Raw genomic sequence first — 15,272 nt, forward strand, 5'->3', positions numbered from 1 at the left:
TCAGTGTTGCAGAATTTTGGAAAGAAACTGGCGCGTGCGCGGGGCACGCTCCTCCACATTGCCGAAGAAAGCGTCTTTCGCGCAGTCCTCGACAATCTTGCCGCCGTCCATGAAGATCACACGGTCGGCGACGCGGCGGGCGAATCCCATTTCATGGGTCACCACCATCATCGTCATGCCTTCGCTGGCCAAATCAGTCATCACGTCCAGCACCTCATTGACCATCTCCGGGTCCAGGGCCGACGTCGGTTCGTCAAACAGCATCACCACCGGGTCCATCGACAGCGCACGCGCGATCGCCACGCGCTGCTGCTGGCCACCCGACAACTCGCCAGGATGCTTGTCCTTGTGCGCCGACAGGCCCACCCGCTCCAGCAGCGACAACGCGCGCACACGGGCCTCATCCTTGCTCCGGCGCAGCACCTTGACCTGGCCCAGGCACAGGTTCTCGGTCACGGACAAGTGCGGGAACAGCTCGAAATGCTGGAACACCATGCCAGCCACGGCCCGCAATTTCGGCAGGTTGGTGCGGGGATCACCCACTGAGATGCCATTGACCACGATCTCGCCCTTCTGGAAGGGCTCCAGCGCATTCACGGTCTTGATCAGGGTCGACTTGCCGGAGCCGGAGGGCCCGCAGACCACCACGACCTCGCCCTTGCCGACCTTTGTCGTGCATTCATCCAGCACCTGGAAGGCGCCGTACCACTTGCTGACCTGCTTGATCTCGATCATCGGAGGCGTCGAAGAGAGTTGCATCGTTGAACCTGTGGATAACGGTTGAAAGCGTGACCGGGGCGCCTAGCGCAACACTCGGGTACGCTTTTCCAGCAGCTTGACCAGGCGGGATGCCGTGAAGCAAATCACGAAATACACCACTGCCACGAAGAGATAAAGTTCCACCAGCCGGCCGTCGCGCTGGCCGATCTTGGACGCCGCCCCCAGGAAGTCCGTCAAAGACAGCACATAGACCAGCGACGTGTCCTGGAACAGGATGATCACGCGCGTCAACAGCGCCGGCACCATGTTGCGAAACGCCTGCGGCAGCACCACGTAGCGCATGCCCTGCCAGGGACTCAGGCCGATCGCCATGCTGGCCGACACCTGGCCGCGCGCAATCGACTGAATCCCCGCGCGCATGATTTCGCAGAAATACGCGGCCTCGAACATGGTGAACGTGATCACCGCCGAATTGAACGCCCCCACGCGCAACGGCGTGGGCGACCCGACCACCCAGGCGGCGATGTACGGCACCAGGAAGTAAAACCAGAAGATCACCAGCAACAGCGGGATCGACCGCATCACGTTCACATAGATACCCGCCGGCACCGACAGGATCTTGAAGCGCGACAAGCGCATCATGGCCAGCAGCGTGCCCAGCGCCAGGCCCATCACGGCAGCCAGCACGGTCAAGGTCAGGGTGAACGTCATGCCCGTCTGGAACAGATAGGGCAGCGCGGTCCAGATCACATCGAAATCGAATTTACCCATGGCGATCCCCTATCGGCCCGACACGGCAGGGCCGTTCTTGGCCGCCGAACCGATCAACCCGGGAACCGCGACATGGCGTTCAAGCAAACGCATGCCCAGCACGACAAAGCCATTGATGATCAGGTAGATCACCGTCGCGGCGGAGAACGCCTCGAAGATGTGGAAGCTGAATTCCTGCATGGAACGCGCCTGCCCGGTCAATTCCAGCAAGCCGATCGTCAGCGCCACCGATGAATACTTGATCGTGCCCATGAATTCGGACGTCAACGGCGGCAGCACGATGCGAAACGCCTCGGGCAGGATGATGTAGCGGTATACCTGCACCTCGGTCAGCCCCAGCGCGGTGCCCGCCTGGAACTGGCCGCGCGGCAATGACTGAATGCCCGCGCGCAACTGCTCGGCCACGCGCGCCGAACCATAGAACCCCAGGCACAACACGGCGGGCACGAACTGGCCCCACGGCTGCGGCATCTGCTTCATCGCCAGGCCCCAGGCATGCGGCAGCAGCTCGGGCAGGACGAAATACCACAGGAACATCTGCACCAGCAGCGGCACGTTGCGGAAGATCTCCACGTACGTCGCGCCCAGCACATTCATCAGCCGGGATTGCGCCGTGCGCATCACGCCCAGCCAGGACCCCAGCAGCAGCGAGAACACCCACGCCGTCAACGCCAGCGCCAGCGTCCAGCCCACGCCAATCAGGATCGTTTCCAGGAAGGTATGCACGCCATCGGGCGACATCTCCAGGAAAACGCTCCAACTCCAGTTGTAATTCATGCCCGTGCCCTAGATAGGGGTGCCGGCTGCGGCGCCTGGCCCCAAAACCGCCGCGGGACGCACCGGGCGTCCCGCGGACAACCTGCTTACTCGTATGCCTTGGGGTCACCCGAATCGGTCGGGTTGGCCAGCGCGCGCTTCAGCGCGTCGCTCATCGGATACTTCAGGTTGATCTGCTTCGGGGGAATCGGCGAATTGAAATACTTGTCATAGATCGCAGCGACTTTTCCGGTCTTGATCAAGTCCCGCACGGCGTCGTCCACCACCTTCTTGAAGGCCGGGTCGTCCTTGGGCTCCATGATGCCGTAGGGGGCCATTTCCAGGCCCTTCGTGCCAATCACGAAAGCGGCGGGATTCTTCGACGACGCCACGGCGCCATAGGCGATGCCGTCATCGTTTGCCGATCCTGCCGCGCGGCCCGACTCCACCATCAGGATGGTCTCGGCGGTATCCTTCGTGGGCGCCATGGTGATGCCCAGGTTGCCCTTGGCGTTCAGGCCCGAGATCAGGCGGAAGGTCTGGCCACCGGCTTGCGCGGCGATGGTCTTGCCTCGGAACGATTCCAGGTTGTTGGGATCCACGCCACCGTCCTTGCGCGCCACCAGCACCACTTGCGCCACGAACGTCGTGGGCGCGAACGACACCAATTTGTGGCGGTCGACATTATTGGTGGTGTTGCCGCATTCCAGGTCGATCGTGCCGTTGGCCAGCAGCGGAATGCGCGTGGCGGACGTCGTCGGGTTGTAGCGCACGTCCAGCTTGGGCAGCTTCAGCGCGGCCTTCACGTATTGCGCGACTTCCTGGCAGATCTCCACCGTGTATCCCACCGGCTTCTGGTTGCCGTCAAGATAGGCGAAGGGGACTGAGGTTTCAGGATGGCCGATGGTGATCACGCCGGTTTCGCGGATCTTGTCCAGGCGGCTGGGGCCCTCGGCGTGAGCGGTGGCGGCGCTGCCCAGCAGGGCGGCAGCGACGGAGATCGCGGCAAATGCTTTCATCTGATTCCCTTGGCGCCGTACGTGCGGCGCGTGTTTGTATTCACGATCAGCGGCGCCAATTGGCTTGGCAACCGCCGCGTCCCGCGATGAGCCCCGCGGCTGGCAAAAAGTATCAACTAGCAGTATGGTTTTATCCAGTTCCAATCAGGTATTCCTCTATACGGATTTGATATGGCCATTCCACGGATGGGCTTAAGACACATTGAGGCCTTCCGAGCCGTCATGATGACCGGCTCGATGACAGCCGCCGCGCGGCGCGTGCACACCTCGCAGCCGCACGTTAGCCGCTTAATAGCGCAATTGGAAGCGATCACCCAGTTTCCCTTGTTCGACCGCAACGGCAGCCGTCTGAGCCCCACACAGGACGGCTCGCGCTTCTTCCAGGAGGTTGAAAAGACCTTCATCGGCCTGGCCGGGCTGGAATCGGCGGCGGCCAGCATTCGCTCCTTCAGCGCCAGCCGCCTGAGCGTGGCCGCCATGCCTCGGCTGGCCGGCGGCCTGTTGGCGCGCATCGTGGCGGCCTTCAAGACGGAATATCCGGATGTGATGGTTTCGATCCATTCGGGCAACGCCGGTGCAGTGCACAACTGGATCAGTTCGGGGTTCTGCGACACGGGGCTGGCGATGCTGTCAGGCGACAGCCCGGGCATCCAGGTCGAGCCGGTGTTGACGATGAGCTGCGTGGCGGTGCTCCCGAAGGGGCATCGCCTGACCAAGCTGAAAAAGCTGAAACCCGCCGACTTCGCGGGCGAACCCTTCATTGCCTTCCCCAGCGCCACGCCGCTGCGCGAGAAGATCGATGCCGTCTTCAAGGCGGCCAAGGTGGAACGGCAGACGGTGGCCGAGGCCGGGTTGGGCTCATCAGTGTGCGCGCTGGTGGGCGCCGGGCTGGGCGTGGCCCTGATCAACCCGCTGGCCGCCCGCGAGGAATACGAGGCCAGCGGTGTCGAAGTCCGCCCCTTCAGCCCGTCCGTGACGGTAACCGTGGCGCTGCTCTACCCGCCGTACCACACCCGCACGCGGCTGGTCAGCGTGTTCTCGCGCTACGCGCACCAACTGATGAACGAAGAAATGGCCGATCTGAAAACGCGGCCGGCGCGCTGATCGGGACGCGGGCGCGGCGGTCGCTATCCTCAGCCCTATCGGTAGGGCTTTTCCAGATAGCGATCCGCATCGCCAGATCGTTTCATGGCCTCCCATTGCGCCAAGCTCAGTTGCGGCATCTGAAAAGCCGGTTGCGGACGGCAGTACCAGCCCGGATTGTGCAGCCGGGCCAGCAAATCCATCTTTGGCCCGTCCAGGTACAGATGCTCGCGGTCAGCCACCAGCTCGTCCTGCACATGCATCGCCACCACGTCCGCCACCACCAGGCTGCGGCCATCGATGCGCAGCAACTCGTGCACCCGGCATTCAAAGGCCACGGGCGACTGCATCACCCGAGGCACGCCCACGCGCTCTGACGGCGCCAGCACCACGCCGGCTTCCACCGACTCGTCGACACCCGCCGGAAAATCCACCGCCGTCACGTTCATCCTGCCTGCCAGGCGGGCAGACACCAGGTTCACGGTGAACTCACTGCGTTCCGCAATATTGTGGGCCGTGTCCTTGGGTGCGCCATCACGCATTCCGATCCCCACGCAGATCAATGGCGGGTCCCCCGACATCAGGTTGAAGAACGAGAAGGGCGCCACGTTCGTCACCCCTTGCGCATCCCGCGACACGATCCAGGCAATGGGACGCGGTACGATCGCGGCGGTCAACAGCTTGTAGCGGTCAGGGCCCGCCAGCGTATCCAGGTCGATGAACATGACTTATCCCCAGGCTCATCAATCTTGGTCTTGCGCGGGCAATGCGGGGGTGGCATGCGCAGGCGCCGCCCCGCCTGCCGCCTTCGCGTCGGCGAACACGCGGTCGCTGCGCTTGCAGCGGCAGCGGCCTATCTGGTGCAGTTCGATCAGATTGCCCACCGGGTCACGCAGGAACAACTGCATCAGCTCGGGTGCCGCCACGTTGTCTAACTTCCAATAGTCCACGCCCAAGCGTTGCAATTCGGCCTCGGCGACGGCGATATCCCGCACCGCCAGCGCCACGTGGTTTTCCACAGGATCGCAGCCCGGCCCCTGCGAATAGGGCGACGGGCCATCGCTGCCCAGCAGATGAATCTGGCAGTCATTGCCCAGATCCAGGAAGTAGCCGGCGATGCCCGGGATTTCCCAGCGGCCCTGATCCGTATCCAGCCCCAGCACATCGCCGTAGAACGCGCCCATGGCCGCCACTTTGCCCAGCGGCATGCGCACCGCGTGATGATGCAGCTCCAAAACGTCCAGCGCCATATATCTCTCCTTGGTGTGATGGCGGGCGTCTAAGCGCCGCCGCAGGGAGAAATAGTGGCGTCCCCACGGCCGGCGGGGAATGCCGCGCACGGCAATTCACGCTTGCGCGCCATGCAACTTCCAGGGCATTGCCGGGCAGGGCCACCGCGCTATGCTTGCCGGCATGACATTGCCAGACCTCAACCTGCTGCTGACCCTGGACGTCCTGATCCAGGAAGGCAGCGTCGCTGGCGCCGCGCGCCGGCTCAACCTGAGCACGCCCGCCATGAGCCGCACCCTGGCCCGCATCCGCGAAGCGGTGGGCGACCCGGTGCTGGTGCGGTCGGGACGCGGGCTCGCGCCCACGCCACGCGCGCTGGAACTGCGCGATCAGGTGCGCAGCGTGGTCGAACAGGCGCAAGCCGTGTACTCGGCCTTCAGCCAGGACGTCAACCTGGCCACCTTGACGCGCGTCTTCACGCTGCGGGCCAATGACGTTTTCGTGGGCGGCTATGGCGGACGGCTGCGCGAACGCCTGCGCCGCTACGCGCCGCGCACGGCTCTGCGCTTTCTCTCCGAAAGCGAAAACGACGCCAGCGCGCTCAGCGGTGACGCTGATCTCTATATAGGTTCCTCACAGAAATTTGGCGCTGACATCAAGGTGCAGACCTTGTTCACCACCACCTTCTGTGGACTGGCGCGGGCAGAGCATCCCATCTTCAAGGCCGACATCACGCCGCAGCGCTTTGCCGCGTATGACCATGTCAGCGTGTCTCGCCGCGGCCGCGCGCAGGGCCCAATCGATGCCGCGTTGGGCGAACATGGCCTGGAGCGCCATGTTTCGCTCATCACGCCCACGTTCCATGCCGCCATCTTCGCGCTGGCGGATTCCGACCTGATCCTGCCGTCCATGCCCGAGAACCTCATGCCGGGCGTTCAACGCCTGGGTTTGACGCTGCAAGGCTTTCGCGTGCCCGTGCCGATGGCCCCGGTCACCGTCGTGCAGGCCTGGCCGCCGCGGCTCGATAGCGGCCCCGCGCATCGCTGGCTGCGACAGACGATCAAGCAGGTTTGCGACGCTTCCGAGAGCTTGCCGCCGCCCCTGTAAATACCGCTTTCTCCCTCTCGGCGGTCCTGTATACTGCCCAGGATTGTTCAACAATCCTGGCGTTGAATCCAGGACCGCATCAGGAGGCAGACCATGTCGAATTACCCCGCCGCGTATCAGGTCGGGAAGGGCTCGGTATTGAATGTGAACCGGGACTTCTACCGCTCGCTGACCGCCGATCCGTCCCAGCGCAAGCAGGTGGCATCCCACGTCGTTCCCATCCGCAGCGGTTTCGCCTGGAAGGTGCCCGCCGGCCATGTGTTCCGGATCGTGACGATCGAAGGCCCCCAGGTGGCGGACTTCAACATGTGGAACCTGCACAATCCGCGCGAACGCATGTGGGCTTCGCGCACCCGGCAGCTGCAACAGGCGCACGTCAGCACGCACGACCGCCTTTGGTCCACGCTGCCGTACCTGCGCCCCATGGCCACCATTACCGACGACACGCTGGCCGGCTACGGCGTGGATGGCGATGGCGGCCGCGTCCACGACCTGCTTGGCACCCGCTGCGACCCCTACGTCAACAAGCTGCTCAGCGGCGAAGACTTCCACTTCCACTGCCACTCCAACCTGACGCGCGCCGTGGCGCCCCACGGCCTGACCGAGTTCGATGTGCACGATGTGCTGAACGTGTTCCAGGTCACCGGCTTGAATGACGACGACAAGTACTTCATGAAGGCTTGCCCCGCCAAGCCGGGCGATTATCTGGAGTTCTTCGCCGAGATCGACCTGCTGTGCGCGCTCTCCACGTGCCCGGGCGGCGACTTGTCCGTGCCGATGTGGGGCCCGGACGCGCGCGACCCCATCGACGTATGCCGGCCGCTAGGCGTGGAAATCTACGAACTGGACCCGGCGCTGCTGCAAGGCTGGACATCCCCCGAAGTTTCACCGTATAAGGGCGTCCACGGACTACACCCTGAAAAGGTAGAGTGGAAATAACAACAAGAGGCGCCCGGGCAACCCCGCGGCGCCTTTCGCAGAAAGGAGCTTGTGCAACCATGCCAGCCGAACGCGACAGCGGCATCTCGATCGCCGAACGCATCAGCCACCAACTGCGCGACGACATCATGGAAGGCAAGCTGCCTCCCGGTACCCAGCTTGTGGAAGTCGACCTGGCCGCCGATTACGGCGCGTCGCGCAATACCATCCGCGAAGTGCTGCACCAGATGGGCAGGGAAGGGCTGGCCACCTTCATCCGCCACAAGGGCGTGGTCGTGCGCAGCATGGAACGCAAGGACCTCAAAGAGATCTACGCCGCGCGCCGCGCGCTGGAGCTTCAAGCCATCAACGGCGACCTGCCGCTTCAACCCGCGCTGCTGGACAAGATGCTCGCCGCCATCAACGCCGCCGAACGCGCCCTGGCAAAAAAGAACTGGCGCAACGTCGGTACATTGAGCCTACAGGTACACCAGCATATCGTTGCTCAGCTAGGCAGCCGGCTGCTCAACGAGTTCTTTCTGACGCTATGCGCTCAACTACGGCTGGTGTTCGCCTCTGAAGTCGACGAAAGCCTGATTCAGACGCCTGACTGGATCGAGCGCGAGCGGCTTATCCACAGCCTCCTCGTGAAGGGGCAACGCGAACCTGCGGCAACGGCGCTGACCGCCTATCTGGACGACTCGGAACGCACGCTGCTGGCCGTGCTCACGCGCCTGAAGAATCAGCAGGCGAAATAAGGCGGGCTTGGGCCGGCCAGCCCGGCCCGCTCGCGGCGCGGCTACGCCGTCTCGGCCACGTCCGGCTCCGCATAACTGCCATCCGGCCGATGTGTTTCCCGGCCGCTCAACGGCGGGTTGAACACGCACACCAATCGCAGGTCGCCCTTGACGGCCCGCAGCACATGCTTGTCGTTCTTATCCAGCGCGTACAACGTGCCGGGCCGGATCGCATGCACCTGGCCGGTGGCCACGTCCAGGACCTCGCCCTCACCTTCCATGCAGTAGTTCGCTTCGTAATGGTGCTTGTAGTGCAGATGCAATTCGGCGCCTTCGAACACGCGCGTTTCATGCACCGAATAGCCCACGCCGTCGCGCTTGACGATGATGCGGCGGCTCTCCCAGCCTGGCCCGCGGGCATGGCGTTCGGTATCGGTCAGGTCTGCGCTGTGGATAACTATCATGGGTGAATATCCGGAAAGGTCAGTAGGGGAAGAACACAAGGCGTTGCGCCGGGCTACGATGCGTCGAGCACGCTGCCGATCCGGCAGGCAAGCTCCAGCAGCGTCCTGTCGCCGCCGCGCCGGCCCGTCGCCAGCAAGCCGATCGGCTGATGCGCAGCGCGCGCCACGGGCACGGAAATACTGGGCAAGTCCAGCCGGTTGGCGAATTCGGTCAAGCTGAAGGCGCGGGCGTTCTCACGCAGATAGACATCGCTGTCATCCAGGCTGGCCACCGGCGGCGGCAGCATGGGCACCGTCGGTGTCAGCACGGCGTCGGCGCCGGCCAGTTCTTCGTCATACTGCGCCCGCAACGCCAGCAGGCGGCGTTGCGCCGCCACATAAGCATGCGCCGCCACCTTCGCACCGAGCAACATGCGCGGCCCCACGCGCGGGTCATACAGACCGGCCTCGTGCTGCAAGCGCTCGGCATGCAGGGCGTATGCCTCGGCGGCGATGATGCCGCCATCGCGAGCCACGGCGCCGGCCAGCCGCAAGCTGGGCATCGGCACCGTCCGCAGCACGGCGCCCGCCCGTCTCAGGCTTGCCAAGCCGCCCTCGAACCCACGCTGGACCTCGGGTTCAAGCTCGGCGTCCACGCCCGCCGGCACCACGAACCGCGTGCCGGCCAGCGGCGTCGCCGCGTCCCAGGTCTGAACAGCATCAACGGGTTCGAAGGGCGCCAGCGCCTTATCCACAAGCAAACATCCGGCAGCATCGGCGGCAACGATGCCGGGCACATCGAAACTGGGCGACAGATACATCATGCCGCCATCGTCATACCGCCCTTTTGAAGGCTTGAAGCCCGCAACGCCACAGAACGCGGCCGGAATCCGCGCCGATCCGCTGGTGTCCGAGCCCAGGGCAATGCTCACCATGCCCTTTGCCACGGCCAGCGCGCCGCCGCTGGTCGAGCCGCCGGCCACGCGGGGCACGTCGGTCGCCAATGGCGACAGCGGCGTGCCAAAGGCCGCATTCAACCCCAATGCGCCGTAGGCAAATTCAGTCATGTTGTTCTGCGCCAGCAAGATGGCGCCAGCCTGCCGCAACGCGCGCACCAGCGCGGCATCCTCACGAGCGGCAGGCGCTTCGGCCAGCACCCGCGAGCCGGCGTGGGTAATCCACCCCCGCACATCGAAGCAAGCCTTCACGCCCAGTACCAGGCCGGCAAGCGGCGGCTGGCCGCCCGTATGCCATGCGAGCCTGTCGCGTGCTTGCGCTTCTGCCTGCGCCGCGTCGTCGCGCCGCCGCAGCAATGCCGTTGCCGCTGCCGCGGGATCGGACTGCACGCGGCGCAGGCAATGCGCCACGGCACGGCCGTTCACGTCTTGAACGTCAAGATCCATGGACATGGCTCAGAAAATCCTTGATGCGGGGGTCGTCGCTCGCGCGCAGCTGCGCAGGAGGCGCATCAAGCAAGATGCGGCCGCTTTCCATGAAGACAATCCGGTCTGATACCTTGAACGCAAAGCCCATTTCATGCGTCACGATCAGCATGGTCATGCCTTCGCGTGCCAATGCCTCCACCACCTTCAAGACTTCGGCAACCAGTTCCGGATCCAACGCAGAGGTCGGCTCGTCGAACAGCATGATCGAAGGACGCATCGCCAGCGCGCGCGCAATGGCCACGCGCTGCTGCTGCCCTCCCGAAAGCTGATGCGGATACTTGTGCGCATGATCCAGCATGCCGACCTTGTTGAGCAGCACCAGCGCCTCTCGCTGTAGCGCTGCGCGATTACCTCGGCGATGATAGGCCGGCGCCAGCATCACGTTCTGCAACACCGTCTTGTGCGGAAACAGATTGAAGCTCTGGAACACCATGCCGATATCCAGGATGCGATTCCCTGGGCTCGCACGAGGCTCAGACTCTGGCGAACCCAGGAAGGGTTTGCCGTGCAGCAGCACCTGTCCGCCATCCAGGGTCTCCAAACCGTTCAGCGTGCGGATGAGCGATGTCTTCCCCGAACCCGACGGTCCAATGATGCTGATCACTTCTCCCGGCCTGACCGTCAGATCGATGCCCTTTAGCACTTCGTGGTCGCCAAAGCGCTTGCGCGCCTGCCGGACTTCCAGCGCCGGCTCATTGCCGCTTGCCGTCAGCGTCGGCTGCGCCAGGCCGGACTGCACATCCCGCCGGGTTTGCGCATCCAGCTCCAGCGGCTTGGGCTCGCGCCGCAGAATGTTCATGTGTGATTCAAGCCAACCCAGCAACTTGTCGAACAGCGTAACGATCAACACGTAGTACAGGGCCACCGCCAGCATCGTCTCGAACACCAGGAAGTTCTGCGTGTACAAGCGCTGCCCGACCAGCAGAATCTCCGCCAGCGATATCACCGACACCAGAGACGTCAGTTTGGCGATGGTGATGAACTCGTTGCTCAACGCGGGCAGCGCAATCCGCAAGGCTTGCGGAATCACGATCATGCGCTGGATGCCCGCGTAGCGGATGCCCAATGCGCGGCCCGCTTCGATCTGCCCGCGCGGCACGCCCAGAATGCCGCCCCGATGGATCTCTGCGATGAATGCGGTTTCGCTGACGACCAGTGCGGTCAACCCGGCGTAGAACGGGTCGGACAGCAGCGCGCCCGCAGCGGGAAATACCTGCGGCAGGTTGTAGATGAACACCAGCAGCACCAGCAAGGGCAGGCTGCGGAAGAACCAGATATACAGGCCGGCAAGCCGGCTCACGAGCGGATTCTTTGCCTGCTTTCCCAGCGCCAGCACGAATCCCGCGGCAACCCCGATGACCCATGTCGCAATGCTCAGCTTCACCACCACCCAGCAAGCTTTCCAGAAGTCAGTGTCCCAAAGCAGGCTGACGGCGTAGTCCCAATCGAAGCGCATGAGTCCGGGTTCCGTGACAGCGTTACTTGGCGGGACCAGAGAGCGCGGTCTGCACCTCGGCCTCGGTCGGCGCTTCAAGACCGTAGCGGGCCAGCAGCGCCTGATACTCGCCGCTGTCGCTGGCGCGGCGCAGCGCGCCCTTCAACGCTTCCCGCAAGGCTTGCGAGTCCTTGTTGATGCCCAGGCCGATCACGATGGGGTAGAGCAGCGCGCTGGAGCTGATCTTCAAGGTGTTCTGCGATTGCGCCAGCATGCCGTGCACCACGGCCGCGTCCTCGATCATCACGTCAGCCGCTTGCGAACGCAGCGCCATCATCGCTTCCGGTGAGGTCGGAAACTCCAGTACCTTGATCTCCCCCAGGCCTTTGGGCTGGCAAGCCTCGCGCGAGACCTTCTGCAACTTCGGCGTCCACGATGCGCCCTTGATCGACGCGACGCGCTTTCCACACAGCGCGTCAGGCGCTGCCGGCGCATATTGACTGGATGCCAGCACCACCAGCGACGCGCCGGTCTTCAGGTAGGGAATGAAATCAATCAATTTCGACCGCTCGGGCGTCACATACAACGCGGAAGCCACCGTGTCGAAGCGGTGTGCCCGCATGCCCAGGATCAGGTCGGGAAAGCGCGTATCGACGAACACGGGCTGCAACGACAGCTTGTCCGCGAGCAGGCGCGAGAAATCCGCGTCGAACCCCGCAGGCTTGCCGGCATCCATGTAGGCGTAGGGCGGATAGGTCAGATCGGAACCGACCGTCAGACTGTCGGCCTTGATGGTCGATGCGGAGAATGCCAATGGGGAAGCCGCGCACAGCAGGAAGGCCAGCATTGCACGGGTCACGCAGCGTCGCGGCGCAGCCAGAATCTGAGTAAACATGATTTCCCCTATTGAACATCCTGGAACCCGCATCAAGACTAGCTCTTCGCGACTTCGGAAGGGTTTTCCGAACCAGGATTGTTGAACAATTTTCAGGAATTCTGCGTCAAGTCAGCCGGCACGGGATATGGGTATTTTCCCTAGCGCAAAAAAAAACCCGCCACAAGGGCGGGTTTCTGCAATCGACGGTATCAGCGCGATCAAGCGTCGATATTGCCTGCCGACAGTGCATGCGTTTCGATGAACGCGCGGCGCGGTTCCACGTCGTCACCCATCAGGGTCGTGAAGACCTCGTCCGCCGCGATGGCGTCTTCGATCTGCACGCGCAACAGGCGGCGCACCTTCGGATCCATCGTGGTTTCCCACAACTGGGCCGGGTTCATTTCACCCAGACCCTTGTAGCGTTGCTTCGAGATGCTGCGGTCGGCTTCACTGCGCAGCCATTGCATGGCTTCGCGGAAATCGGACACCGTCTGTTCCTTGCGCTTGTCACCTTCGCCACGAGCTGCCAGCGAACGCGAACCCACCTTGCCCAGGAAGCTCTTGGCCGCCTTGGACAGGATGGCGTAGTCGGAACCATTGACGAAGTCGGCATCGATGATGCTGACGCGCACGTTGCCGTGGTGCATGCGTTGCACCGACAGGCGGTGGCGTTCGGTGGCTTCGTCGAACTGCGGCACCACCTCCACGCCATTGCCGCTGACCGGATCACGCATGGCATCGGCCAGACGCTTGGCGGAATCCGCCGTGGCGTCTGCCGATTCCAGGTTGATCTCCACGCCTTCGGCCATGGCCGACAGCGCGCCCACGTCAAATACCTTCGACAGACGCGCGATGACGCCGTCGGCCGCCACATACTGACGAGCCAGATCGGTGAGTTCGTCGCCACGGATGATGTTGCCGCCCGAGATGATCTCGGCATCCTTCAGGGCCAGTTGCAGCATGAACTGCGATTCTTCCTGGTCATCCTTCAGATACCGTTCCTCACGGCCAACCTTGACCTTGTACAGCGGCGGCTGCGCGATATACACGTAGCCGCGCTGCACCAGCTCAGGCATCTGGCGATACAGCAGCGTCAGCAGCAGGGTGCGGATGTGTGCGCCGTCAACGTCCGCGTCAGTCATGATGATGAGGCGGTGGTAGCGCAGCTTGTCCACGTTGAAATCGGGGCCGATGCTGGTGCCCAGCGCGGTGATCAGCGTGGCGATCTGTTCGCTGGCGATCAGGCGGTCAAAGCGCGCCTTCTCCACGTTCAGCACCTTGCCGCGCAGCGGCAGGATGGCCTGGAACTTGCGATCGCGGCCTTGCTTGGCCGAGCCGCCTGCGGAGTCACCCTCGACGATGTACAGCTCGCACAGCGCCGGATCTTTTTCTTGGCAATCGGCCAGCTTGCCGGGCAGGCCAGCGCCTTCCAGCACGCTCTTGCGCCGCGTCATTTCGCGGGCCTTGCGCGCGGCTTCGCGGGCGCGGGCCGCTTCAACGATCTTGTTGCACAGCGCCTTGGCGTCGTTCGGGTTCTCAAGCAGCCAGGTTTCCAGCGTGCGGGCAACCGCTTCTTCGACGGCCGGACGCACTTCGCTGGAAACCAGCTTGTCCTTGGTCTGGCTGCTGAACTTGGGCTCGGGCACCTTCACCGACAGCACGCAGGCCAGGCCTTCGCGCATGTCGTCGCCCGACGTCTCGACCTTGGCCTTCTTGGCCAGCTCGTTGTCGGCGATGTACTTGTTCAGGATGCGGGTCATGGCCGCGCGCAGGCCGGTCAAGTGCGAACCGCCGTCGCGCTGCGGGATGTTGTTGGTGAAGCACAGCACGCTTTCGCTATAGCTGTCGTTCCACTGCATCGCCACTTCCACGCCCACCGACACGCCGCCCGCGGCGGATTCGGTGGTGACCGAAAACACGTTCGGGTGCAGCACGGTCTTGGTGCGGTTGATGTATTCGACGAAACCCTTCACGCCGCCCGAGAACGCGAAATTCTCTTCCTTGCCCTGGCGCTGATCAACCAGGCGGATCTTCACGCCGTTGTTCAGGAACGAGAGCTCGCGCAAGCGCTTGGAAAGGATCTCGTAGTGGTATTCGATGTTGTTGAAGATGACCGGGTCGGCCAGGAAGCGCACTTCCGTGCCGCGCATGTCCGTCGTGCCCGTCACCGCCAGCGGCGCAACGCGCGCGCCTTGGCGGAATTCCATCTGGTGGACCTGGCCATTGCGGCGGATGGTCAGCCGCAGCCATTCGGACAGCGCGTTCACGCAAGACACGCCCACGCCGTGCAGGCCGCCAGACACCTTGTACGAGTTCTGGTCGAACTTGCCGCCGGCGTGCAGTTCGGTCATGACGATTTCCGCCGCGCTGCGGTGGAATTCATCTTCCTTGTGGATATCGGTCGGGATGCCGCGACCGTTATCGGTCACCGAAATGGAATTGTCGGTGTGGATCGTGACGACGATGTCGTCGCAATGGCCGGCCAGAGCTTCGTCGATGGCGTTATCCACGACTTCAAACACCATATGGTGCAAGCCGGTGCCGTCGGACGTGTCGCCGATGTACATGCCGGGGCGCTTGCGCACGGCCTCCAGCCCCTTGAGCATCTTGATCGAGTCAGCGCCGTAGCCGCTGGTCTCGGGAGTGGTGTTCTGCTGATCTGACATGTCTGGTTCGATAACGCTTTAAAGAACGGCCTGGCGGCCGGACCGCCCGCAGGCCAAGGCCCGCA

15 protein-coding genes are annotated in these 15,272 nt (G+C 63.6%); 4 read left to right on the forward strand and 11 right to left on the reverse strand.

The features are described from left to right. The 4 genes from HV753_RS18115 to HV753_RS18130 form a co-directional block, all read right to left on the reverse strand. A complete protein-coding gene (locus HV753_RS18115) occupies nt 1-735 on the reverse strand; it encodes an amino acid ABC transporter ATP-binding protein (protein WP_175176201.1) in 735 nt (244 codons plus the stop codon). A 66-nt stretch (nt 736-801) separates the two neighbouring features. Continuing rightward, nucleotides 802-1,491, reverse strand: coding sequence for an amino acid ABC transporter permease (locus HV753_RS18120; RefSeq protein ID WP_006227722.1), 690 nt, complete (start codon nt 1,489-1,491; stop codon nt 802-804). A gap of 9 nt (nt 1,492-1,500) precedes the next feature. Next, nucleotides 1,501-2,268, reverse strand: a complete 768-nt coding sequence (locus tag HV753_RS18125) for an amino acid ABC transporter permease (protein WP_175175978.1) — start codon at nt 2,266-2,268, stop codon at nt 1,501-1,503. Nucleotides 2,269-2,354: 86 nt separating this feature from the next. Further along, entirely contained in the window at nt 2,355-3,266 is a 912-nt protein-coding gene (locus HV753_RS18130) for an amino acid ABC transporter substrate-binding protein (protein ID WP_175175980.1), read from the reverse strand. 171 nt (nt 3,267-3,437) lie between these two features. Here HV753_RS18130 and HV753_RS18135 point away from each other — a divergent pair, with 171 nt between their 5' ends. Further along, nucleotides 3,438-4,370, forward strand: coding sequence for a LysR substrate-binding domain-containing protein (locus HV753_RS18135; RefSeq protein ID WP_175175982.1), 933 nt, complete (start codon nt 3,438-3,440; stop codon nt 4,368-4,370). Between the two features lie 35 nt (nt 4,371-4,405). Here the strand turns inward: HV753_RS18135 and HV753_RS18140 are convergent, their stop codons facing one another. Both HV753_RS18140 and HV753_RS18145 read right to left on the reverse strand, forming a co-directional pair. Then, nucleotides 4,406-5,074, reverse strand: coding sequence for a flavin reductase family protein (locus tag HV753_RS18140; RefSeq protein ID WP_175175984.1), 669 nt, complete (start codon nt 5,072-5,074; stop codon nt 4,406-4,408). A gap of 18 nt (nt 5,075-5,092) precedes the next feature. Next, nucleotides 5,093-5,599 carry a VOC family protein gene (locus HV753_RS18145; RefSeq protein ID WP_175175986.1) on the reverse strand — a complete coding sequence of 169 codons (507 nt, stop codon included), beginning with the start codon at nt 5,597-5,599 and terminating at the stop codon, nt 5,093-5,095. A gap of 163 nt (nt 5,600-5,762) precedes the next feature. Between HV753_RS18145 and HV753_RS18150 the strand changes: the two genes are divergently transcribed. The 3 genes from HV753_RS18150 to HV753_RS18160 all read left to right on the forward strand — a co-directional run bounded on the left by HV753_RS18150 (nt 5,763) and on the right by HV753_RS18160 (nt 8,362). Next, the gene (locus tag HV753_RS18150; protein ID WP_175175987.1) at nt 5,763-6,686 is read left to right on the forward strand and encodes a LysR family transcriptional regulator; all 924 of its coding nucleotides are present in this window, start codon (nt 5,763-5,765) and stop codon (nt 6,684-6,686) included. 93 nt (nt 6,687-6,779) lie between these two features. Further along, nucleotides 6,780-7,625 (forward strand): urea carboxylase-associated family protein, encoded by an 846-nt coding sequence (locus HV753_RS18155; RefSeq protein WP_175175988.1) that lies wholly within the window; start codon nt 6,780-6,782, stop codon nt 7,623-7,625. Between the two features lie 59 nt (nt 7,626-7,684). After that, nucleotides 7,685-8,362, forward strand: coding sequence for a GntR family transcriptional regulator (locus HV753_RS18160; protein WP_175175990.1), 678 nt, complete (start codon nt 7,685-7,687; stop codon nt 8,360-8,362). Between the two features lie 41 nt (nt 8,363-8,403). On the opposite strand, the gene HV753_RS18165 is transcribed toward HV753_RS18160, so the two are convergent. From HV753_RS18165 to gyrB, 5 genes are all read right to left on the reverse strand, one after another. Continuing rightward, nucleotides 8,404-8,805, reverse strand: a complete 402-nt coding sequence (locus HV753_RS18165) for an ectoine synthase (RefSeq protein WP_175175992.1) — start codon at nt 8,803-8,805, stop codon at nt 8,404-8,406. Nucleotides 8,806-8,858: 53 nt separating this feature from the next. Then, a complete protein-coding gene (locus HV753_RS18170; protein ID WP_175175994.1) occupies nt 8,859-10,193 on the reverse strand; it encodes an amidase in 1,335 nt (444 codons plus the stop codon). After that, nucleotides 10,177-11,685: an amino acid ABC transporter permease/ATP-binding protein gene (locus tag HV753_RS18175; protein WP_175175996.1), complete on the reverse strand. Its 1,509-nt coding sequence runs from the start codon at nt 11,683-11,685 to the stop codon at nt 10,177-10,179. The genes HV753_RS18170 and HV753_RS18175 overlap by 17 nt, the downstream gene beginning before the upstream one ends. Nucleotides 11,686-11,707: 22 nt before the next feature. Next, nucleotides 11,708-12,559, reverse strand: coding sequence for an ABC transporter substrate-binding protein (locus HV753_RS18180; RefSeq protein WP_175175998.1), 852 nt, complete (start codon nt 12,557-12,559; stop codon nt 11,708-11,710). A 200-nt stretch (nt 12,560-12,759) separates the two neighbouring features. Further along, nucleotides 12,760-15,207: a DNA topoisomerase (ATP-hydrolyzing) subunit B gene (gene gyrB, locus HV753_RS18185; protein WP_175176000.1), complete on the reverse strand. Its 2,448-nt coding sequence runs from the start codon at nt 15,205-15,207 to the stop codon at nt 12,760-12,762. Nucleotides 15,208-15,272 lie beyond the last annotated feature (65 nt).

This window comes from Achromobacter pestifer, assembly GCF_902859625.1.
Classification (GTDB): domain Bacteria; phylum Pseudomonadota; class Gammaproteobacteria; order Burkholderiales; family Burkholderiaceae_B; genus Achromobacter; species Achromobacter pestifer.

Bases quoted from the DNA above. Each gene is read 5' to 3' on its own strand.
- HV753_RS18175 (WP_175175996.1), bottom strand. From the start codon at position 11,685: ATGCGCTTCGATTGGGACTACGCCGTCAGCCTGCTTTGGGACACTGAC.
- HV753_RS18145 (WP_175175986.1), bottom strand. From the start codon at position 5,599: ATGGCGCTGGACGTTTTGGAGCTGCATCATCACGCGGTGCGCATGCCG.
- HV753_RS18115 (WP_175176201.1), bottom strand. From the start codon at position 735: ATGATCGAGATCAAGCAGGTCAGCAAGTGGTACGGCGCCTTCCAGGTG.
- HV753_RS18170 (WP_175175994.1), bottom strand. From the start codon at position 10,193: ATGTCCATGGATCTTGACGTTCAAGACGTGAACGGCCGTGCCGTGGCG.
- HV753_RS18120 (WP_006227722.1), bottom strand. From the start codon at position 1,491: ATGGGTAAATTCGATTTCGATGTGATCTGGACCGCGCTGCCCTATCTG.
- HV753_RS18150 (WP_175175987.1), top strand. From the start codon at position 5,763: ATGACATTGCCAGACCTCAACCTGCTGCTGACCCTGGACGTCCTGATC.
- HV753_RS18180 (WP_175175998.1), bottom strand. From the start codon at position 12,559: ATGTTTACTCAGATTCTGGCTGCGCCGCGACGCTGCGTGACCCGTGCA.
- HV753_RS18140 (WP_175175984.1), bottom strand. From the start codon at position 5,074: ATGTTCATCGACCTGGATACGCTGGCGGGCCCTGACCGCTACAAGCTG.
- HV753_RS18160 (WP_175175990.1), top strand. From the start codon at position 7,685: ATGCCAGCCGAACGCGACAGCGGCATCTCGATCGCCGAACGCATCAGC.
- HV753_RS18125 (WP_175175978.1), bottom strand. From the start codon at position 2,268: ATGAATTACAACTGGAGTTGGAGCGTTTTCCTGGAGATGTCGCCCGAT.
- HV753_RS18135 (WP_175175982.1), top strand. From the start codon at position 3,438: ATGGCCATTCCACGGATGGGCTTAAGACACATTGAGGCCTTCCGAGCC.
- HV753_RS18155 (WP_175175988.1), top strand. From the start codon at position 6,780: ATGTCGAATTACCCCGCCGCGTATCAGGTCGGGAAGGGCTCGGTATTG.
- gyrB (WP_175176000.1), bottom strand. From the start codon at position 15,207: ATGTCAGATCAGCAGAACACCACTCCCGAGACCAGCGGCTACGGCGCT.
- HV753_RS18165 (WP_175175992.1), bottom strand. From the start codon at position 8,805: ATGATAGTTATCCACAGCGCAGACCTGACCGATACCGAACGCCATGCC.
- HV753_RS18130 (WP_175175980.1), bottom strand. From the start codon at position 3,266: ATGAAAGCATTTGCCGCGATCTCCGTCGCTGCCGCCCTGCTGGGCAGC.